The organism is Desulfocucumis palustris (genome assembly GCF_002933875.1).
Lineage (GTDB): Bacteria > Bacillota > Desulfotomaculia > Desulfotomaculales > Desulfocucumaceae > Desulfocucumis > Desulfocucumis palustris.
Map to the genome: position 1 here is coordinate 74,746 of NZ_BFAV01000104.1, position 21,001 is coordinate 95,746.

Below are 21,001 nucleotides of genomic sequence, written 5' to 3' on the forward strand. Positions count from 1 at the left end.
CTTTAATAACATTTTCACCCTTAAATATATTTTGTTGTTATCATGACTTTTATCCGCAGTTTAACTTTCCCGCCGGGAAGTCACCACTCTGAGCCTTACTTAATGGCGAAGCGAGAGCGAAGGGAGGGGCGGTTCACTGATAAGATTCAGTTGGTGAACTTTTACAATTTAAAGATTTTTTATTTCTTCAGGCAAATAGCCTGGAGCTTTTTATTTTTAGCGGGCGGCTTCCATAGGGTTGGATTGCTGATGGGTATTCCACCCGGGACATTTGATTCGGCACTTTTCATACTTTTTGCGACAGCAAGAACCGTCCCCTGTCGCACTGAAAAAGAGGAGTGGAAGATGGATTGGTTTTGTGCTAAATTATAGGTTATACCTCCTGGATGATATTGAAGTTTAAAGTTATGCGGGGTGTTAATTTAAATGAAAGGCATGATGAAGATCACCCGGGAGGCGGAAATTAAGGAGGTGCTGTGATGAGCACGGTGGCGATTATGGAGGCAAGCTACGAAGACTGTCAGCAGGCTGTGGAAAGGATATTTCAGCTTTTTCCGTTAGAGCTGGAAGGAAAAAAAGTGGTTATAAAGCCCAATGTACTGCGCAGCGCGACTCCGGAAGAGGGCATAACCACCCACCCGTCGGTGCTAAAGGCCGTAATAAATGAAGTGGTCGGGCGTCACCCCGCATCGGTCATTGTGGGCGACAACCCCGGGGTTTTTTCCTACGGTATGAATGAAAAGGCCTTCAGGGACACCGGTTTGATGGAGGCTGCCGGTATCTATTATCAAAATCTTGGCGCGGAAACCGTATCCCGGGAAATTAATTCGCCGTATATAGAGAGGGCCCTTATATCACGGGCGATTATCGAGGCCGACGTATATATCAGTATGCCAAAGTTTAAAACTCACGGGCTCACCGGATTATCCTGCGCCATCAAAAATAATTTTGGGCTTATAGCCGGCGCCCTTAAAGCACAGACCCATAAAAAAGCCGGCAACCCCTTTAATTTTGCCGAAGCGCTGGTGGACGTCTTTGCCATCAGGGTTCCCGATCTGGTAATAGTGGACGGAGTGGTGGCCATGGAGGGCAACGGCCCGGCCTCCAAGGATTTAGTCAGCCTCGGCAAAATACTGGCCGGGGACGATCCCGTGGCCGTGGACACCGTGGTGGCGTATATGATGGGTTTTACTGAATTGCCCCGCACCATTGAGCTGGCGTCCGCCAGAGGATACGGCACCGGTGAGCTTTCAAGGATTAATATCGATGGAAAACTTGAAGTCATACCGGGATTCAAACTGCCCCAGGGGATGGACCCGAGCACGGCCTCCACTTTGAGCTCCATTACAGCGGCAAGGCCCAGGGTGGATAAAGAATTATGCACCGGCTGCGGAAACTGCATTGAGCACTGTCCCGGCGGTGCCCTGACAATGAATGAATACCCGGTTCTAAGCCCGGAACTGTGCATCACTTGTTTCTGCTGCCAGGAACTTTGCCCCCAAAAGGCTATCGAATTAAAATAAAGCGGCGCAGCCGGCATTTTGCACTGATAGAAGAGTATTGAGTATCGGAAAGATGCTCAATACTTTTTTTAAATTAAAAAACTGTATCATGGGAAATATTGGGCAGGAAATATAAATAAGGTTATTGAATCATAGCTTATATTGAAAATAAACTTTAATCCCGAATTAAAGGAATTTAAATATGCATTACTTTTTCTGGCTGCTGGTTGGCCACATAACAGGTGACTTTTTTCTTCAGATATACAAGCTCTGGAGATTGAAAAGGCAGAGCGGGTATTATTTATTATTGCATGTTTGGTTATATACCGTTAGTTTAACTGTTACACTTTATTTTATAGATCTTTTTGCCTGGTGGAAGCCGGTAGTCCTTTTTATAAGCCATTTTATTGCGGACTACCTTAAATGTTATGTGTTTAGTTTTAGAACATCCCGGGATAAATTGTTAGGATACGCCCTTGACCAGATTGTCCATGTGGCTGTGCTGGTTATGCTGCTGCCCTGGTGAACCTCAAAGGATATTAATGCACTAAAACGGAACTCAAATTATGCTCTTTTATATAGCAGTTTTCATCATTCAAATTAACTTTCTAAATGTAAAAAACCAGGAGGATATATTGATTTATTGGAGAATAATGGTATCATATGTTATGTATTGTTAATTAAGGTGATTATTTGTGAATCCGGAATTAATTGATTTTATCCTTTTTATAGCTCTTTTTATATTGTTCATTTATGTAATGGCCTCCAACAAAATTACAATCCTGCATAAAGCCTTCCTGGCCTTTCATTCACTGATGATGCTCTGGCCGGCCTGTAATTTTTTTATCAACGTTATTCCCCGGCGTGGATACCAGTGGTTTTTTTTGAATGTCGCCTTTGTGGGGCTTTGCTTTCTGGGCTTTGGGTGGCTGATGTTTTCCCTGGTGCTGATCAAGAAAACGCTGAAAAAGACGGTTATTTACCTGTTATTGGTGCCGGCTGTTCTATGTTCAATACTTGTTACCACCAACCCGTGGCACTTTTTGTTTACCCGGCCGGTTGACGGAGATTGGGCCGTTCGAACATATGGGCCCTTTTTCTGGGTGTTTGTGGCCTCCAATATCTTTTACCTTGTAATGGCCACGGTGCTTATGCTAAAAACCATGAAATTAATTCCCGACAGCGTTTTGGAAAAGCAGCTGTCCTTGTGTTTAAAGGGCGTGGTGCTGCTGCTTTTATTTTCCCTGGCCGATCTCGTGGTCAATGTGGTTTTTTTTCCTATGTTCGGCGTTATCCCGGGTTTTACTTCCGCGGGCATTATAGTTTCAGCCCTTTGTTTTATTTTGGCGATTAAAAAATACGATCTTTTCAGGATTGTCAACATAGCCCGGCAAGAGGTCATTGACAGCATGGGCACGGGGATAATTGTGCTGGACAGGGACGATATAGTGCTGGGACTTAACAGGAGCGCCAAAAGGCTGGCTAACATCCGGCCCGGACAGATTCTGGACATGGGCAAAACCCTGTTGTCGCCGTCCGTGAGCGGGTCAAAAGCGGGGTTTCTTGAGCGATTTGCAAAGGAGAAATCAAAGGACTTGCATACGGAAATAACATTAATGGGGGAGAATATCTGGCACATTTCCATTAACGTTTCTCCGTTGCTGGACGAAAAGAATAATTTGCTGGGCAGGATAGTGTCATTAAGCGACGTGACGGAATTGCGCAGTCTTCTGAATAAGGTTAAAGATAAAAATATCGCCCTGCAGCATCAAAATAAAGAGCTGATGAGGGTACAGGAAGAGCTTTTTGAGGCTAACAAAAAACTCGAGCATATGACCATAACAGACGAGTTGACCGGTTGTTACAACAGGCGCTATCTTTTGCAGCAATTGACCCGTGAAATTGCCATGGCCCAGCGCTATGGAAGCCCTTTTTCCATTTTTCTTTGCGACCTGGACAACTTTAAGACAATTAACGATACCTACGGGCATCTGGCCGGGGACGAAGTCCTCAGGATGGTGGTGGGTATCGTCAGGGACAATCTGCGCCGCACGGATGTGCTGGCCAGATTCGGCGGGGAGGAGTTTATTATTTTCCTGCCCCACACGGACTGTTCCGGCGCGGACTTTCTGGCGGAAAAAATACGGGCCGCGGTTGAGGCGCAGGCATATACAATAGCCGATAAAGTTATTGGGGTCACCGTGAGTATCGGCCTGGTATGCGTGGAGCATGGCCTGGAGGCGGACAGGGAGCCCTCTGAAGTGTTGAAGGTGCTTTTGGCCAGGGCGGACAAGGCTCTTTACCAGGCCAAGGAAAAAGGGCGCAACCGCGTTGCGGTTGCGGGTTAAAGGCAACAGTTATTTTTGGCAGGACGTAAGGGTTACGGAAAGCAACGGGTTTCCCGCCTGGCCGGTGGCAGAATTCAACGGGCGTACCTGGATAACGGCGGCAGTGGTCAGGGCGGCGGTTATTTCCGTAAAGGTGCCGGACCAGGTGGGGATGGACTCCGCGGTGGGAAAGAGCGGCCATTGCCAGGTAATTTCGCCCGGTATGAAGGCAATGCCCTGATAACCGTTAAAGCCCCCGAGTAAATCCATGGGAGCGGGCAGGCCGCTCGCGGCTATGGTGATGGCGCTGCGGCCGGGCCTGATTTGTACCAACTGGCGGATTAGGGCCGTCCCCAGTGCGTCGGCCGGGACGCTTTGACCTGTGCGCTCCATTATCAGGCAACAGGGTAGGGCGATGTTGGAGGCTTGGGTAAAGTTTGAATTTTCCGGCACCTTCAGCTCGTCTCCCGGGTTAAGGGCTTCGGGGTTTGTAATATGGTTGTTGGCCTCAACCATTTCCTGAAGGGTTACCCCGAACTGTTTGGCGATTGACCACATGCTGTCTCCTGATTTAACCGTGTAGCGCTCCCGGGAATTGCTGTTTTCCTGGCCGGCGGAAGCAGGAGTTTCAGGAAGATTGCTCATATCTATCCCCTTCTTTGTTAAATATTACCATTTCACTTTTTTTATTATACCAGATACTTGCCTTGGGAAAAACAGTAAATGTCAAATATATTACTTTTAAACTTTGCAGCCTTAAAATTTTCCCAGGCACACTACTGATACGTTAGGGGCATTCCTTCGTTATATTTGTTTAACGGCAGGTGATTGGCTACCCTGAGAAGGTGTGTCCCCCGACCCTTTCGGGCGAGGTGGATGCGGTGAACATTTTTCAGGTGAAAAACAACGACTCAACCAGTGCTTTTTTAATCGGCGCCGGAGAGAGAGGGCTTGAATACGGCAATGGGGCAAATCTCCTGGAAACGGAGATGGTAACAAGCTGGTTTAAGCTATTCTTTGGGAATGCCCGGGATATCATTTTATTGATACGCCGGGACGGCAGGATTGTGGAAGCAAACGATTCCGCGGTTAAGGCATATGGCTACGGCCGGGATAAATTGCTGCTTATGAGCATATATGACCTGCGCGCCAGGGAAACTTTGCCTCTGGTTGAATCCCAGATGGAACAGGCGGGCCGTAACGGCATATTGTTTGAAACAATCCATCAACGCGTGGACGGCTGCACCTTTCATGTGGAGGTAAGCTCGCAGGGCATCATGATTGGCGAGGAATACGCGTTGTTGAGTATTATTCGGGATATAACCGCCCGAAAAAGAATAAGGGATAATCCGCCCGGGACCAATGCACAGCTTGAAGCCTCTTATGGGAAAAAAACAGCAAAGGAGGGGCGGAAAGAAAAAATTAAAGATGAAGCTGCGGCCACAGCAAAAATAACAAAGCGTGAATCAGGTCTTAATAAAAAGGCCGTCGCCCAGGGAAAAGGACTCCTTGAGATTGTCATCGCCTCCGAAGAAATGAAGGCTCTTTTCAAACAGGCCAAAAAGTATCATCAGGATCGTTCAATTCCGGTTTTAATCCAGGGTGAAACGGGGACAGGCAAGGAAGTAATCGCGCAATATATTCATTACGGTGATTTTAACGTCGCGGAACCGTTTATTGATGTCAATTGCGCTGCTTTAACAGCAAGTTTATTTGAAAGCGAACTGTTCGGTTATGAATCCGGCTCCTTTACAGGCGGGTTACCCATGGGGCAAAAGGGGAAACTGGATCTTGCCTCGGGCGGCACTATTTTTTTCGATGAAATAACGGAACTGCCGATTGAATTGCAGGCTAAATTATTACGGGTAATCCAGGAAAAAGAATTTTACCGGGTGGGGGGCCTTAGAAAAATAAGGACTAATATTAGAATCATATGCGCAACCAATGAAAATATAAATAAAAAGGCAAGTGAGGGATTATTCAGAAAGGATTTATATTACCGCCTTAATGTGGGACATCTGTCCTTACCGCCCCTGAGGGAGCGCAAAGAGGAAATATTACCTTTAGTCACTAAATTTTTAATTGATTTTTCGAAAAAGAGAGAAAAGAAATTTGTTAAAATCAGTGATTCCGCAGCAAGATTGTTGCTTTCATATAATTGGCCGGGAAATATAAGGGAACTGAGAAATGTTATGGAATGGGTTACCTTGATGTACGATGAATCTGTTCTCGAGCCCGCGCATCTTGGAATTTTACAGCAAAAGGATAATGTTTCCCAGGGCGTCGATGGTTATATCCCGGCGGTTAATCCTGATAACTTTACGCTGCCTGCCGAAGGGCTGGATCTTGAAAGGTTTATAAATAATATTGTCAGCCAGGCTTTGGAAATACACAAGGGCAACAAAACTAAAGCGGCGCGTTACCTTGGTATTTCCAGAAGGTCGCTTCAATGTCGCGTGGAGCGGATAAATAAAGTATTGTACAATAAATAACTTAAGAATGAAAATTTTACTTTTCAGTTCAAAATATACTATTAAGTTAACCGATTCGTACAGATCAACCTGTTTAAAATTTAAGAAAGCTACTGATAAAACCATAAAAATACAAGACATTACTGGATTAGACAATTACAGCAAAAAGCTTGCCATTTTTGGCAAGCTTTTTGCTGTAATAATCGAATATAAGCGCAGGCCGGATTCAGGTTATTAGGTTGATTTGTACGAATATGTGAAGGATGTGTAATTGTGTGAGAAATAGTTTCAGCGGGAACTTGGGATGCTTTATCTTTGACAAATGCAGCGGGAATACGGCCATAGGTATCATACTTGTTGACATGCAGGGAAATATTTTGGAAAGCAACCCCGAGCTGCAGGAAATGGTGGGCTATAGTGAAGAAGAGCTCTGTCACATGGCTTTAACGGATCTTACCCATCCCGATGATATATCCAAAGATTTAACACTGTACAAAGAACTTTTAGCAGGCAAAAGTAATTTTTTTCTAACGGAAAAACGTTATATCCGAAAAAATTGCCGTATTCTCTGGGCCCGCCTTAACGCCTTTTTGCTCCGGGGAAATCAGGGCGAGCCTAAATTTGCCATGTACATGGTTGAAGATATTACCCGGCGGAAAATAATAGAGCAGAACCTGGAGTCCGAAAGGAAGAATTTGTTTTCTATTTTGGACCAATTTCCGGTTTGCATTTATTTAGTAGCTTCCAATCATACCATTCGTTATGCCAATAAATGTTTTCAGGAGTATTTTGGAGTGCCAGGGGACAGGCCGTGTTATGATTTGCTGTACGGCCGCGCGGAGCCCTGCAGGGAATGTATGCCCTTCAAAACCTTCCATACAAAAAACCCTCAGCATCAGCAAAGGATTTATCCCGATAAACAGATATTTGAAGTTTACAGTTATTATTTCACGGATGCCGACGGCACATCAATGATATTGGTGCTGGCTATCGACATCACGGAACGTAAAAAGGCCGAGATAGTGTTAAACCGGTATAAAATTCTTTACGAGCAGGCCCGGGACATCATTCTGTTTGTTCGCCGGGACGGCAAAATTATGGAGGCGAACGACTCCGCGGTTAAAACATATGGCTACAGCCGGGATGAATTGCTTTCCATGAATATATATGACCTGCGTGCTGAAGAAACCGTTTCATTTGTGGAATCCCAAATGGACGAAGCCAATCATGACGGCATATTATTTGAAACAGTGCATCAGCACAAGAACGGCACCACCTTTCCCGTGGAGGTCAATTCCCAGGGCACGGCCATTGATAACCAGCGGATACTGTTAAGCGTAATTCGCAATATCGCGGAGCGAAAAAGAATGGAGGACAGCCTGAGACTGACCAACGAGGAGCTTGAAGCTTCCTATGAGGAAATAGCGGCGGCGGAAGAAGAGCTGAGGCAAAAATTTGAAGAGCTGCAGCTGGCTGAAGAGGAGCTGCATACCGCCCATCAGCAGCTTTTGGATATACTGGAGTTTCTTCCTGACGCAACCTTTGCCGTGGGCAAGGATAAAAGGATAATCGCCTGGAACAGGGCTATTGAGGAAATGACCGGATTGTCCAAGGCGGACATGATCGGCAAGGGGGATTACGTTTATACCGTTCCTTTCTACGGGATACAGAGACCTTGTTTAATCGATCTTATTATTTCGGGTGAAAAGGAGATTGAACTGCTGTATGATTGCGTGGAAAGAAGAGGAGAAACATTATTCAGCGAAGTGTTCGTGCCGTCTCTATTTGAAGGAAAAGGAGCTTATATCTGGATAAAAGCCTCGCCCCTGCTGGATGGCAATGGGAATGTGGTTGGGGCTATAGAATCCATACGGGATATTACCGAGCGCAAGCGCACCGAGGAACAGCTGAAATATCTCAGCCTGCACGACCCCCTGACCAAGCTTTACAACCGCGCCTATTTTGAAGAGGAGATGAGGCGGCTTGAGGACGGACGCCGGGCTCCAGTAAGTATTATATTACCAGTAAGTATTATATTATGTGATGTGGATGGACTGAAACTTGTCAATGATACCTTTGGTCACGAATCCGGGGACAACTTGCTTAAAGCCGTGGCCGGGGTTGTGGGGGAGTCCCTGGGGAGCGGCAATATGGCAGCCCGGATTGGGGGCGATGAATTTGCCCTTTTGCTCCCGGATTGTGACGCGGACGCCGCGAAAAATGCCTGTGACAGAATACGGTTTTTATTAAGCAATTACAACTCAACCAATCCGGACATTCCATTAAGCCTGTCCATAGGTTTTGCCACCAGGAATGATGCTTCTGTAAAAATAAGTGATATATTCAAGGAAGCCGACAACAAAATGTACCGGGAGAAGCTGCACCACAGCCAAAGCGCCCGGAGCGCCATTGTTCAGACTCTGCTGAAAGCGCTGGAGGCCAGGGATTATAGCACGGAGGAACACGCGGATCGATTGCAAAGCCTGGTGGTAGAACTGGCTGTGGCCATTGATCTGCCGGAGCACAGGATAACCGATCTCCGCCTCTTCGCCCAGTTCCACGATATAGGCAAAGTGGGCATACCGGACCGGATTCTGCTTAAACCCGGCGCCCTTACCCCCGAGGAAGTTAGTGAAATGCGGAGGCATTGTGGGATTGGGTATCGAATCGCCATTTCCTCACCTGATCTGGTACCCATTGCCGACTGGATACTAAAACACCACGAATGGTGGAACGGCGATGGTTATCCCCTGGGTTTGAAAGGGGAGGAGATCCCCCTGGAATGTCGTATTCTGGCCATAGTGGACGCCTATGACGCAATGACCAGCGATCGGCCGTACCGGAGAGCCATGTCACATGAAAAGGCTGTTATGGAATTAAAAAGATTTGCCGGAATTCAGTTTGATCCGTTGCTGGTGAACAGCTTTGAACCTCTGCTGAAAAAGGATAGGTAACAAAAAGACACCTGTCTCCGGGATAACCGGTGACAGGTGTCAATCGGGAAGTTAGGAGGCTGCTTTTTTGGTTGTATCGAAATTAATTTTTCCTTCACTGGCGGATAGTTTGACCGTTTCCCCGGCCGCGGCCTGGCCAATTACCATCATCCGGCTTAAGGGAGTCTCCACTTCCTGCTGGATCAGGCGCTTCAGCGGCCTTGCGCCGTAGGCGGGCTCGTAGCCCTTTTGGGCCAGGTGGTTTAGGGCGCTGTCCTCCCACTCCAGGGTGACGCCGGTGCCGCCGTATACCCTCCCCGCCAGTTTCTCCAGCAGCAGTCCGGCGATTTGCCGCACGTGCAGCTGGTTTAAGGCGTGGAACACCACTATCTCGTCAACCCGGTTAAGAAATTCCGGCCGGAAATGACCGCGCAATATACTGAGCACTTTATCCTTCATATGCTGAAAGTCGCCGCCTTGTTCCTGGTGGGCAAGTATTTCGTGACTGCCGATGTTGGAGGTCATTATTATTACTGTATTCCGGAAGTTCACTGTGCGTCCCTGCCCGTCGGTGAGCCGCCCGTCGTCCAACAGCTGAAGCAGCACGTTGAAAACGTCGTGGTGGGCTTTTTCAATTTCATCCAGCAATATCACCGAATATGGCTTGCGCCTTACGGCCTCGGTCAGCTGGCCGCCCTCCTCGTAGCCCACGTACCCCGGAGGGGCTCCTATGAGCCTTGCCACGGTATGTTTTTCCATGTATTCGGACATATCCAGCCTGGTGATGCTGCGCTCGTCGTCAAACAAGGCCTGGGCCAGTGCCCTGGCCAGCTCGGTCTTGCCCACGCCGGTGGGCCCCAGGAAAATAAAGCTGCCGATGGGGCGGTTGGGGTCCTTGATGCCCGCCCTGGCGCGCAGCACGGCGTCCGCCACCGCCCGCACGGCCTCGTCCTGGCCGATAACCCGTTTGTGCAGTTCATCATCCAGGTGAATAAGCTTCTCCTTTTCGCCCTCCATCAGCTTGCTCACCGGTATGCCGGTCCAGCGGCTGACCACCCGGGCGATATCCTCTTCCTCCACTTCCTCCTTCAGCAGCATGCTGTGCTTCTGTTTGCTGGCCAGCAGCTCTTCCTCGGTTTTAAGCCGCCGCTCCAAATCGTTTAGGCGTCCGTATTTCAGCTCCGCCAGGCGGTTCAAGTCGTAGTCCCGCTCCGCCCGCTCTATTTCCTGGCGGGTTTCCTCTATTTCCTTCTTCAGCTGGCGCACCCGGGAAATGGCCTGTTTTTCCACCTGCCACTGGGCTTTCATGGCGTCGCTTTCCCCGCGCAAATCAGCCAGCTGCCGCTTTATTTTTTCCAGCCGCTCCTGGGATGAACGGTCCTTTTCTTTGTTTAACGCCGCTTCCTCTATTTCCAGCTGCATGGTGCGCCGGGTGATTTCATCCAGTTCCGTGGGCATGCTGTCTATTTCCGTGCGCAGTCTGGCCGCCGCCTCATCCATCAGGTCAATTGCCTTGTCCGGCAGGAACCGGTCGGAAATGTAGCGGTCGGAAAGGGTTGCCGCGGCCACCAGGGCGCTGTCCTGTATACGCACCCCGTGGTGCACCTCGTAGCGCTCTTTTAAACCACGCAATATGGAAATGGTGTCCTCCGCCGAGGGAGGGTTTACCAGCACCGGCTGGAACCGCCTTTCCAGGGCGGCGTCCTTTTCCACGTGCTTGCGGTATTCGTCCAGGGTGGTGGCGCCGATGGTGCGCAGCTCTCCCCGGGCCAGCATGGGCTTCAATAAATTTCCCGCGTCCATGGCCCCTTCGGCGGCTCCCGCCCCCACCACGGTATGCAGCTCGTCAATGAAAAGTATTATTCTGCCCTGGGACTGCTGTACTTCCTTCAGCACGGCCTTCAGGCGCTCCTCGAATTCACCCCTGTATTTGGCCCCGGCCACCAGGGAGCCCATGTCCAGGGCCACCAGCATTTTTTCTTTAAGGCCCTCCGGCACGTCCCTGGCCACTATTCGCCGGGCCAGCCCCTCCACAATGGCGGTTTTGCCCACCCCGGGTTCGCCTATCAGCACGGGGTTGTTTTTGGTGCGCCGGGAGAGTATCTCCATTACCCGGCGGATTTCATTGTCCCGTCCTATTACCGGGTCCAGTTTTCCCTCGGCCGCCAGCCTGGTGAGATCCCGCCCGTACCTTTCCAGGGCCTCGTAGGTTTCCTCGGGGTTTTCCCCGGTTACCCTCTGGTTGCCCCTTACCGCTCTCAGGGAGTTCAGCAGGGCGTCCCGGGTGAGCCCGGATTTCTTCAGGACTTCCCTGGTTTCCGGCTCGCCTTCCTCCAGCAGGGCCAGCAGAAGGTGCTCCACGCTGACATAGTCGTCCTTCATGTCCCGGGCTTCCTTTTCCGCCCGGGCCAATACCCTGGCCATGGCGGTGCTCATGTGCAGGGAGCCCTCGTAACCGGTTACCACCGGTATTTTCTTTAATAACTCTTCACACCCGGAAATGGCCGCCGTGGTGCTGACCCCGGCGTGTTCCAGAAAACGCGGAATAATACCGCCTTCCTGGTTGAGCAGGGCGTGCAGCAGGTGTTTGCCGGTTACCTCCTGGTGATGCCTGGAGGCCGCCAATTGCTGCGCGGACCCCAGAGCTTCCTTTGATTTGACGGTAAAGCGGTTGATATCCATGTTTATCCCCGGCCCTTTTTGCCGGAGTTCACCTCCTTCTCAGTCTTTCCAGTTCCTCCTGCATTCCTTCCATGCGCTCCAGCAGCTCCGTTATTATGGCCGCCCCCGTAAAGTTGACCCCCAGGCTGCTTCTCAGCCGCAGCACTCTTTGCAAACGGCCCACCTGGCGCAGAGGTATGTGGCCTCCGTGCAGGTCCACAATGCCCAGCTCGGCCAGGTACTGCGCCATATCCGGGTGTATCCCCAGGGTGGTTACGTCCACTCGGTTGTCTTCTTCATCCGTTGAGGGGGTGTGGCAGTAAATTTGGATGAAATATTTCTTCATAACCTTACACCCCTTTCCTCAGTTCCGCCAGCTGCCGGTAAAGCTCCCGCTCTTTTTCCGACAGGCTGTCCGGGATGTCTATCTTTATGAGCACGTACTGGTCGCCCCGTCCTTCCTTGCGGGGGAGCCCCTTGCCCCGGAGCCTCAGGCGCCTTCCGGCCCGGGTGCCCTGGGGAATCTTTACGCTTACGGCGCCGTCCAGGGTGGGGACGGTGACCTGATCTCCCAGTGCCGCCTGTTCCGGGCGAAGGGTGACCTCGGTTTCCAGGTCCTGGCCATCCACCCTGTAGACCGGGTGCGGGGCCAGCTTTACCTTCAAGAATAGATCTCCCCTGGGGCCGCCCCCGGGTCCTTCGCCTCCCTGGCCCTTGAGCCGGATGCGGCTGCCTTCCTGTATCCCCGGCGGGATTTTAACCGTGATGGTTTTGCCGGAAGTCCTGCCTCCGGTACCCCCGCAGCGGTTGCAGAAGCCGTTTCCGTCATAACCGGTTCCCCCGCAGGCGGGGCAGGTCTCCCGGACGGAGAGTTGTATGTTCTTTTCGCCGCCCCGGTAGGCCTCCTCCAGGGTAAGTTCCAGCCGGCTTTCCACGTCCTGGCCCCGCAGGGGCCCCCTGCGGGCGCCCCTGGCGGAGCGGCCAAAGGGTGAGCCTCCGGCGCCGCCGAAAAGTATGTCGAAAAAGTCGCTGAAACCGCCTTCCGCACCTGCGCCGCCGGTATAGAAACGGAACCCTTCCATGTCCGGGGAAGGGGTGAATTCCTGGCCGGCCCGCCAGTTGGCCCCAAGGCGGTCGTATTTGGCTCTTTTTTCCTGATCTCCGAGTACCTCGTAGGCTTCATTGATCTGTTTTATTTTTTCCTCCGCCTGTTCCTTATCCTCGCCGCTGTGCAGATCGGGGTGCCACTGGCGGGCCAGTTTGCGGTAGGCGGTTTTAATTTCCTTTTCCGTGGCATTGCGGCTGACGCCAAGTGTTTCGTAATAATCCTGAAAAGCTACAGCCATAAATAATCACCTGCCATAATCATTTAACCACCAGCACCCTGGCCGGACGCAGGAGCTCGTTTCCGAACCGGTAGCCCGGGGAAAGTTCCTCCGCCACGTGGCCCGGGGGACAGGTGTTGCTTTGAACATATCCGACACCTTCGTGCCCGGCGGGATCGAAGGGCCTGCCCAGGCTTTCCACCCGTTCCAGCCCATGCCGGTCCAGGGTGTCCCGGAGCTGTCTCTGCACCAGCAATAGCCCCCGGCGTATTTCTTCATCCTGTATTTGTGCCGGAACCCTTTCAAATATGTCCAGCACGGACAGCAAATCCCTGACAAGCTCCTTCTTGCCCCGCAGGGAACCGGCCTCGGCCTCCCGTTCCACCCTCTTGCGATAGTTGTCAAAGTCGGCCAGGGTACGCAGGTGGCGGTTTTTTTCTTCAGCCAGTTCCCGGCGCAGGGTGTTGGCTTCTTCCAGATCTTTAGCGCGCTGGGGCTGTTCATTCATCGAAAAAACCTCCGTTAAACACCAAAATGATTATAAAAATTGTTTAACAACGCCTTGATATAGTGAGCCTTGGGTTCCAAAGAGGGTTCTTTGTTCTTAAGGCCCGTTTGTCCCCGGCCTTCAAGGGATGGTGTCTCACAGGCCGCTGGCGGGATAAACCGGGCTTCTATATTACGGGCAGGGGAAAATTTTTGCCCCTGCCCGTGTTCTTTTAAATTAGTATAACATTACATTTTTATTATTTTACCTCAAATTCCGCGTCCACCACGTCGTCGTCCTTTTTGCCGCCCGGGCAGCTTCCTCCGCCGCAGCCGGGGCCGGCGTCACCTTGCTGGTGAGTCTCCTGGGAGAGGGAGTAGGCCGCCTGCTGCAGATCGCTCTGCAGGCTGCGGATTCGTTCCACCGGGGCGTTTTCCTTAAGGGCCGCCTTGAGGTCATTAAGCAGTTGCTCGATGCGGGCCTTTTCATGCGCGGGAATTTTATCGCCCAGGTCTTTGATCTGCCGGTCCACCTGGTAGGCCAGGGAGTCGGCTTCATTCCGGGCCTCGGCCTCCTGTTTGCGCTTTTTGTCCTCGCCGGCGTTGGTTTCCGCCTCCCGCACCATCCTGTCGATTTCGCCTTGCTCCAGGCTGGTGGAGCCGCTGATGGTGATGGTTTGCTCCTTGCCGCTGGCTTTGTCCCGGGCGCTTACCTTTAGAATGCCGTTGGCGTCGATGTCGAAGGTTACTTCGATTTCCGGAACCCCCCTGGGGGCCGCCGGTATTCCCTCCAGCTTGAACTGTCCCAGGGAGCGGTTGTCCCTGGCCATTTCCCTTTCACCCTGCAGCACGTGGATGTCCACGGCCGGCTGGCTGTCCTCGGCGGTGGAGAACACCTGGCTGCGCCGCACCGGTATGGTGGTATTGCGCTCTATGATTTTGGACATTATCCCTCCCAGGGTTTCCACTCCCAGGGACAGGGGAGTGACGTCCAGCAGAAGCACGTCTTTCACTTCCCCGGCCAGCACGCCTCCCTGGATGGCTGCGCCCACGGCCACCACCTCGTCCGGGTTGACTCCCTGGTGCGGGTCCTTGCCCCCGGTGAGCTGGCGGACCAGTTTTTGCACTGCCGGAATCCGGGTGGAGCCTCCCACCAGGATTACCTCGTCAATGTCCTTTTCGCTGAGCTTGGCATCGGCCAGGGCCGCCGTCACCGGATCCCGGCAGCGTTCCACCAGGTGACTGGTGATGTCGTCGAATTTGGCCCTGGTGAGCTTTGCCTCCAGGTGCTTCGGCCCGCCGGCGTCGGCGGTGATAAAAGGCAGGCTGATCTGGGTTTCCATGGTGGTGGAAAGCTCGATCTTGGCCTTCTCCGCAGTCTCGGTGAGCCTCTGCAGGGCTTGCTTGTCGTTGCGCAGGTCAATGGCGTAGTCCCTTTTGAACTCCTCGGCCAGCCAGTCCACCACGGCCTTGTCGAAATTGTCGCCGCCCAGGTGGGTATCGCCGTTGGTGGATTTTACCTCGAACACCCCGTCGCCCACATCCAGTATGGACACGTCGAAGGTTCCGCCGCCCAGGTCGAAGACCAGTATGGTCTGGTTGGTTTTTTTGTCCAGCCCGTAGGCCAGGGCGGCCGCGGTGGGCTCGTTGATAATCCGCAGCACGTTCAGCCCGGCAATCCTGCCGGCGTCTTTGGTGGCCTGCCGCTGGGCGTCGTTAAAGTACGCGGGCACGGTGATCACCGCTTCGTTGACCTTTTCACCCAGGTATTTGGAGGCGTCCTCCACCAGTTTGCGCAGCACCATGGCGGAAATTTCCTCCGGGGCGTGCTGTTTGCCCCTTACATCAAACCTTACCGCGTCATTGGGGCCGCTGACCACTTTGTAGGGCACCAGGTTGCGCTCTTCGGCAACTTCCGGGTAGCGGCGGCCGATGAAACGTTTTACCGAATAAAGGGTATTTTCAGGGTTTAATACGGACTGGCGCCGGGCCACCTGGCCCACCAGCCTTTCCCCGTCTTCCTTGAAGGCCACCACCGAGGGGGTGGTGCGGCTGCCTTCAGCGTTTATAATAACGGTGGGCTTTCCGCCCTCCATTACTGCCACCACCGAGTTGGTGGTGCCAAGGTCAATGCCGACTGTTTTGCCCATCGTAAAACCTCCCTTTGAAAATTAGATGGATGTAAATAGTTTTTATCGAACCGGTTGTTGGTATACCTCTTATTTCCAGTGCTGCAGTGGCCGCTATACTCTTAAGATGAAGCCCGCGCACCTCCTTAGTTGGTCTGCCTTAACCTTGACCATCTTTGACCTTAATATTAGGGTAAAATTTTCAGGCTGTCAATAGGGTATTAGAAAATTTTTCTGTCAAATGGCATTTATTTTGCGAGCCGCGTTTTTAAAGGTTTCCCGGGTTGTGTTTCCCATCTGGCGGGGGGGTGTATGGTTGCGGCCGTCACGCGTATTTCTCGTTTTGGGTCTCCATCAGGCGCGCAAAGACCTTCACCAGTTCGGGGTCAAACTGGGTTCCCGAGCGGCTGATTATTTCATCCACCGCTTCATTATGCGTAACGGCCCTGCGGTAAGGTCTGGGCGAGGTCATGGCGTCATAGGCGTCCGCTATGGCCAGTATGCGGCACTGCAAGGGTATTTCCGTTTCCTTTAGGCCATAGGGATAGCCCTGCCCGTTCCACCATTCGTGGTGCTTTAAAATCCAGTCGGCTACGGGTGACAGCTCCGGGGCGGAGAGGGCAATCCTGTGTCCTATTTCACAATGCCGCTGCATCTCCTTGGTTTCATCCGCTGTGAGGGGGCCTGGTTTTAGCAGAATATTGTCCGCAATACCCACATTGCCTATGTCGTGCAGCTGAGCCAGCAGGCACAGGTCCTCAATGCTCTGTTCCGGCAGCCCCGTGGCCCGGCCGAGATCCCCGGCCAACTCCTGCAGACGCCCGGCGTGTTCCCTGGAGGCCTTGTTTTTTTCTTCCTGGGCTTTGAGTAAGGTTTGGATTATGGTGCTCCGGGCACTTTTACCGTGGTGCAGCTTTTCTTTGTACATATTGTTGTCCGCTTCTTTAAACAGCTCCGCCATGCTGAACGTGTTTTCCGCAAAGGCAAATCCGATGGAAATGCTCAGGGGCAGTTCCGGCTTCGTCTGGTTGTGAATGGATATGGCTTCCCGGATGCGGTTGCAGAAATCTTCCACGGATTTCCCTCCGGCATCCGGGAGCAGCACCGCGAATTCGTCTCCGCCTATCCGTGCCACCATATCTTCCTTGCGGAAAGAGTCCCTGATTACACCGGCGGCTGATATCAAAAGGTCGTCCCCGGCGTCGTGGCCCAGGGTGTCGTTTATGAGCTTGAGCCCGTCAACGTCACAGATGATAATACCCGCTTTTTGGTAACGGCCGCTCTCCAGCCTGTTCATTTCCTGTTCGAAATGAGCCCTGTTGTACAGACCTGTCAGCGGGTCGTGCAGCACCAGGTATTTTAACTGTTTCTCCATCTGTTTGCGCTGGGTGATGTCCCTTATGGATTCGATAGCCCCCACGGTGTTTCCGTAACGGTCAAAAAGCGGTGAGGCGGTGACGCTTAAGTATGCCCCCTTGCCTTTGTATACGTAAGGTACGAAAACCTCTGAATACAGAGTGCTGCCATTGCGTTCCACAAAGTCGTAAAGTTTTTCCCGGTCCTTGTCTCCCGGGTTGATTAAATCAATGAGTATAGGTCTTTTGTGTCCCCAGAAAGGCACTGAGTAGGCATAGTCTCCCTTTCCCACAATATCCGCCTTGGAGACGCCGGTTAATTCCTCCAGCGCCCGGTTCCAGGCTATTACTTTCTTCTCCCTGTCTATAACAAAGGTGGCGTCCGGCAGAAACTCAATTATATCCAGCAGCTGCTGGTGCGCCGCCAGCAGTTTTTCCCCGGCCAGTTTTCGCTCGGTAATGTCGGTGGATATACCCACAATATTGCAAATTTCCCCATCCTCGCCATATACGGGGGTCAGGGCCACGCTCCACACTATTTTCCTGTTGTCATTGCGTATGTACGGAGCCTCAAAGGTATAACTGGTCCCTTCCAATACCCGGCGGATGGCCTCAACGGCCAGAGGGCGGGATGTTATGGGCCATATTTCGCTGAACATTTTGCCCCTGGCTTCTTTCCCGGTCCACCCCATGGCGGTCAGTCCCGCCCGGTTGATGCTCAAAAACCTTCCTTCCCTGTCAAAAAGGGTGACGCAGTTGGGGGAACCCTCCACCAGGCTGTGATAGTGTCTTTCCGAGGCGGCGATTCTGGCCTCGGATTCCCTGGCATAGCGCAGGGCCAGGAAAAATACTATTATAAGCGTGCAGAATACAAGTATTATTGCTATGCTGAACAGCCTGTAGGCGTTAATCAGGTGGGTGGGGGACAGCAATACGATTGACCATCCCTCCCGGTAAATGGCAAAGCGGCTTACCAGGAACTTTTGATCGTTAAAATATATCATTTCGTTGTTATGGGGCTCCCTGTTCAGGAGCGGCGAAAAAGGGCCGTCCCCAAACTGGCGGGAAAGCTTTAAATCCTGTTGTTCCTTAAGGGTCAGGGGCCACAGGCTTTTGAGCATCAGGTCCTTATCGCTGGACAGAAAAACAAGTCCCTGGGGACTTATGAAAAAGCACTGGGAATATTTCTGGAAGCATTCCTCTATGGAGCCGATGGTTTTTTTAATCACGACAACGCCGATGATTTGTTTTTTATCGTTGCGAACCGGGGAACTGGCGTAAAAACCCCGGGCGCCGGTGGTGACGCCCAGGGCGAAATAACGGCCGGGCGTCCCGGCGGCGGCCTGCCGGTAGTAGGGCCGGAAATTATAGTATTTTCCCACAAAGCTGGTGGGTGAATTGCGGTTTGAGGAGGCAATGGTTTTTCCGTTCATATCAAGCAGATAGCATTCCGATGTCCCGATAGCCTTTTTATAACGGTCCAATATGGAATTGGCCCTGTCTATATCTTCTTTCCCCCGGGTTATCAAGGCCGGGGCGATCCAGGGAGAGCCGGCCATGATATTCGCGGCCCGTTCAGTTTCATCAAACTCCAGCAGCAACTGGTTGGAAAGCAGATTAACCTGGTCCTGGTTGCTTTGAATCAGGTCTTTTAAAGCCTGGTTGCCAAGGTATTGTGTGAACAGCCAGCCCGCGGACAGGGCCAGGACCAGGGACACCACCATCATGGCGAAATTATTTTTACGCATTCTGTCGTATCTTGTTCCGGTGAGGCTGGCGGGCCGGGTCAGGGAATAACCCCACAGCGCTATGGCCGCCGCCAGGGCGAGAATCATTTGCAGCAGTATTGCGGCCGGATAGCTGAAAGCTTGTCCGCTGAATATATTGCCGGAGGCAAAATTGTACCCCGGGGTCACAACAAGGGAGGTGGCGGCTATTAAAACCATTGCAACGGCCGCCGTGGCAAGTCTGCGCCGGTTGGCCTTCTCCAGGGCTTTTGCCCGAAGAAATAGAGCCCGGGCGGCCCAGACTCCCCCAACCGCGCCAAGTATAAATACGGCCGGGGCGGTCAAAGGCGGCACGGCGCCGGTGGTTCCCAGCAGTGCCAGTGCGGCTGCCGGAATATAAACCCATTTGCCCGGGCCCCCGCCCGGCATGGCGGCTGTTCCCCTGCGGCCAAATTCCATCAGGAACAAAAAGGATATTAACAAAAGGGAAGACGAGGTTACGCTGAAAGAGAGGGTTTCCCCCAGAAGGTGTTTTATCATGGCAGGCCACTGGTGCACTCCGTGGAAAACACCGAATAAGGCGAGGTAAAACCACTGTGACGGTTTGCCGTCCGGCTCTTTGACGGCACAGCAGGCCGCGGCCAATATAATGAAGGACAGGCTGTGGAGAAGTAGAATATAGTCGGTCTGGCTGAAGGTGACATTGCTCATGACGGTGGCCCAACTTTCATGATAATGTGCCAATAATAAGATATATGCGGCTAATTACAGTTCCTTATTAATATAATGTATTGCAGCCCATATGGTCAATTAATTAAAGAAAATATATAAGTATCAGGAAAATCCTGCGGTTTGGTAAACATATCCTTGTTTATTGATAATGTTTATATTTGTCGAATATTAGCATAATAATACATCAGTTGAGAATGTTTATCAATGGATATGGTGTGTTTACAGTTATTCTCAAATTTAAAAGCTTATTTAATAATAAAGTTTTTTTTAAATATTATATGGGCAAATTAATTCCGGGAGGATTTTGCGCGCGGCATGGACAAAGAGACAAAAAACTTAATAGAATCGCTTCGGGACAAGATAGTGGAACTCGGCATCAACATGGAAAAAATGAAATTGGCGGAATATGTTGACCTGCTACACAATCCCTGGCGCCTGTTATGGGTGAACTTTACGTCCGGGATTGCCCGGGGTTTGGGGATAGCGGTTGGATTTGCCATACTGGGGGCAATGCTGGTGCTGGTTCTCAAAAAGCTTGTTAGCCTTAACCTGCCCGTTATCGGCGGGTTTATCGCCGAAATTGTGCAAATCGTGCAGGACCAGCTAAGCTCCCGGCGTTATTAAGGGTGTATATAAACAATTAAGATTTGGGGGGAAGCAAACCGGTGCTGACCAGTGAAGAAATAAATAACTATAAACGGCGCCTGCTGGAAGAAAGGAAACGGATTGAAGGCAGAATAGAGAGCTATGAGGATGGGGGGCTCCGGGAGGCGATGAGCGCTTCCATAGGAGAATTGTCCCTTTACGATAATCATCCGGGTGACGTTGGGTCGGAGGTTTTTGAGCGGGCCAAGGATTTTGCGCTGCGGGAGGACGCCGCCGAGCTGCTGGGGGACATAGACGACGCCCTGGAAAGGATTGACCGGGGGGATTACGGCAGCTGCGAGATTTGCAACGGGGAAATATCCCGGGACCGTTTGGACGCGCTGCCTTACACCACCCTTTGCCTGGATTGCAAACGGAAGAGCGAGGAGATGCCCCAGAGCAGGATCAGGCCGGTGGAGGAAAAGGTGCTGGAGGAAATATACGAGCACGGGCTTGACAAAAAAAAGAATTTTTACGACTGGGAGGATTCCTGGCAGGATGTGGCCCGCTGGAATGAGCACGCTCCCTTCGCCGAGTCCGGCTCCTATTACGGCGATAACGATCTGGCCACCGAGGACAGGGGAGCCGTGGAGGATGTTGACAGCATCCCCGTGGAAAAGGACGAAGATGGAATAATATACCAGAGCTTTAAAGACCTTGACAACAATACATCGGAACGGGAAACCCGATAAGTGAAAATGTAAATCA

General features: G+C 51.7%; 14 protein-coding genes. 7 read left to right on the forward strand and 7 right to left on the reverse strand.

Annotated features, from left to right (window positions below):
- Nucleotides 1–479: 479 nt before the first annotated feature.
- The 3 genes from DCCM_RS08375 to DCCM_RS08385 all read left to right on the forward strand — a co-directional run bounded on the left by DCCM_RS08375 (nucleotide 480) and on the right by DCCM_RS08385 (nucleotide 3,850).
- Complete coding sequence (locus DCCM_RS08375; protein ID WP_104371960.1) at nucleotides 480–1,523, forward strand: DUF362 domain-containing protein; 1,044 nt, start codon at nucleotides 480–482, stop codon at nucleotides 1,521–1,523.
- A 181-nt stretch (nucleotides 1,524–1,704) separates the two neighbouring features.
- On the forward strand, nucleotides 1,705–2,028 hold the full coding sequence (locus DCCM_RS19720) for a DUF3307 domain-containing protein (protein ID WP_104371961.1): 324 nt from the start codon (nucleotides 1,705–1,707) through the stop codon (nucleotides 2,026–2,028).
- 169 nt (nucleotides 2,029–2,197) lie between these two features.
- Nucleotides 2,198–3,850 (forward strand): histidine kinase N-terminal 7TM domain-containing diguanylate cyclase, encoded by a 1,653-nt coding sequence (locus DCCM_RS08385; protein WP_104371962.1) that lies wholly within the window; start codon nucleotides 2,198–2,200, stop codon nucleotides 3,848–3,850.
- A gap of 9 nt (nucleotides 3,851–3,859) precedes the next feature.
- On the opposite strand, the gene DCCM_RS08390 is transcribed toward DCCM_RS08385, so the two are convergent.
- Nucleotides 3,860–4,474, reverse strand: coding sequence for a LysM peptidoglycan-binding domain-containing protein (locus DCCM_RS08390; RefSeq protein WP_104371963.1), 615 nt, complete (start codon nucleotides 4,472–4,474; stop codon nucleotides 3,860–3,862).
- Between the two features lie 236 nt (nucleotides 4,475–4,710).
- Between DCCM_RS08390 and DCCM_RS08395 the strand changes: the two genes are divergently transcribed.
- Nucleotides 4,711–6,321, forward strand: a complete 1,611-nt coding sequence (locus DCCM_RS08395; protein WP_104371964.1) for a sigma-54 interaction domain-containing protein — start codon at nucleotides 4,711–4,713, stop codon at nucleotides 6,319–6,321.
- A gap of 254 nt (nucleotides 6,322–6,575) precedes the next feature.
- A complete protein-coding gene (locus DCCM_RS08405; RefSeq protein WP_165792072.1) occupies nucleotides 6,576–9,254 on the forward strand; it encodes a sensor domain-containing diguanylate cyclase/phosphohydrolase in 2,679 nt (892 codons plus the stop codon).
- 51 nt (nucleotides 9,255–9,305) lie between these two features.
- Here DCCM_RS08405 and clpB read toward each other — a convergent pair whose 3' ends face one another.
- From clpB to DCCM_RS08435, 6 genes are all read right to left on the reverse strand, one after another.
- A complete protein-coding gene (gene clpB, locus DCCM_RS08410) occupies nucleotides 9,306–11,915 on the reverse strand; it encodes an ATP-dependent chaperone ClpB (protein ID WP_104371967.1) in 2,610 nt (869 codons plus the stop codon).
- A 28-nt stretch (nucleotides 11,916–11,943) separates the two neighbouring features.
- Nucleotides 11,944–12,240 (reverse strand): chaperone modulator CbpM, encoded by a 297-nt coding sequence (locus DCCM_RS08415; RefSeq protein ID WP_104371968.1) that lies wholly within the window; start codon nucleotides 12,238–12,240, stop codon nucleotides 11,944–11,946.
- Between the two features lie 4 nt (nucleotides 12,241–12,244).
- Nucleotides 12,245–13,240 (reverse strand): DnaJ C-terminal domain-containing protein, encoded by a 996-nt coding sequence (locus DCCM_RS08420; protein ID WP_104371969.1) that lies wholly within the window; start codon nucleotides 13,238–13,240, stop codon nucleotides 12,245–12,247.
- Nucleotides 13,241–13,259: 19 nt separating this feature from the next.
- A complete protein-coding gene (locus tag DCCM_RS08425) occupies nucleotides 13,260–13,727 on the reverse strand; it encodes a nucleotide exchange factor GrpE (RefSeq protein WP_104371970.1) in 468 nt (155 codons plus the stop codon).
- 238 nt (nucleotides 13,728–13,965) lie between these two features.
- Complete coding sequence (gene dnaK / locus DCCM_RS08430; protein ID WP_104371971.1) at nucleotides 13,966–15,855, reverse strand: molecular chaperone DnaK; 1,890 nt, start codon at nucleotides 15,853–15,855, stop codon at nucleotides 13,966–13,968.
- A gap of 304 nt (nucleotides 15,856–16,159) precedes the next feature.
- Complete coding sequence (locus DCCM_RS08435; RefSeq protein ID WP_104371972.1) at nucleotides 16,160–19,627, reverse strand: diguanylate cyclase domain-containing protein; 3,468 nt, start codon at nucleotides 19,625–19,627, stop codon at nucleotides 16,160–16,162.
- 336 nt (nucleotides 19,628–19,963) lie between these two features.
- On the opposite strand from DCCM_RS08435, the gene DCCM_RS08440 reads away from it, so the two are divergent.
- Both DCCM_RS08440 and DCCM_RS08445 read left to right on the forward strand, forming a co-directional pair.
- Entirely contained in the window at nucleotides 19,964–20,272 is a 309-nt protein-coding gene (locus DCCM_RS08440; protein WP_104371973.1) for a DUF5665 domain-containing protein, read from the forward strand.
- A gap of 41 nt (nucleotides 20,273–20,313) precedes the next feature.
- Nucleotides 20,314–20,985, forward strand: a complete 672-nt coding sequence (locus DCCM_RS08445; RefSeq protein WP_104371974.1) for a TraR/DksA C4-type zinc finger protein — start codon at nucleotides 20,314–20,316, stop codon at nucleotides 20,983–20,985.
- Nucleotides 20,986–21,001 lie beyond the last annotated feature (16 nt).

What these genes read in the sequence shown, in the direction of transcription:
- DCCM_RS08375 (WP_104371960.1), top strand. Translation starts at nt 480, where the DNA reads ATGAGCACGGTGGCGATTATGGAGGCAAGCTACGAAGACTGTCAGCAG.
- DCCM_RS19720 (WP_104371961.1), top strand. Translation starts at nt 1,705, where the DNA reads ATGCATTACTTTTTCTGGCTGCTGGTTGGCCACATAACAGGTGACTTT.
- DCCM_RS08390 (WP_104371963.1), bottom strand. Translation starts at nt 4,474, where the DNA reads ATGAGCAATCTTCCTGAAACTCCTGCTTCCGCCGGCCAGGAAAACAGC.
- clpB (WP_104371967.1), bottom strand. Translation starts at nt 11,915, where the DNA reads ATGGATATCAACCGCTTTACCGTCAAATCAAAGGAAGCTCTGGGGTCC.
- DCCM_RS08415 (WP_104371968.1), bottom strand. Translation starts at nt 12,240, where the DNA reads ATGAAGAAATATTTCATCCAAATTTACTGCCACACCCCCTCAACGGAT.
- DCCM_RS08420 (WP_104371969.1), bottom strand. Translation starts at nt 13,240, where the DNA reads ATGGCTGTAGCTTTTCAGGATTATTACGAAACACTTGGCGTCAGCCGC.
- DCCM_RS08425 (WP_104371970.1), bottom strand. Translation starts at nt 13,727, where the DNA reads ATGAATGAACAGCCCCAGCGCGCTAAAGATCTGGAAGAAGCCAACACC.
- dnaK (WP_104371971.1), bottom strand. Translation starts at nt 15,855, where the DNA reads ATGGGCAAAACAGTCGGCATTGACCTTGGCACCACCAACTCGGTGGTG.
- DCCM_RS08435 (WP_104371972.1), bottom strand. Translation starts at nt 19,627, where the DNA reads ATGAGCAATGTCACCTTCAGCCAGACCGACTATATTCTACTTCTCCAC.
- DCCM_RS08440 (WP_104371973.1), top strand. Translation starts at nt 19,964, where the DNA reads ATGGACAAAGAGACAAAAAACTTAATAGAATCGCTTCGGGACAAGATA.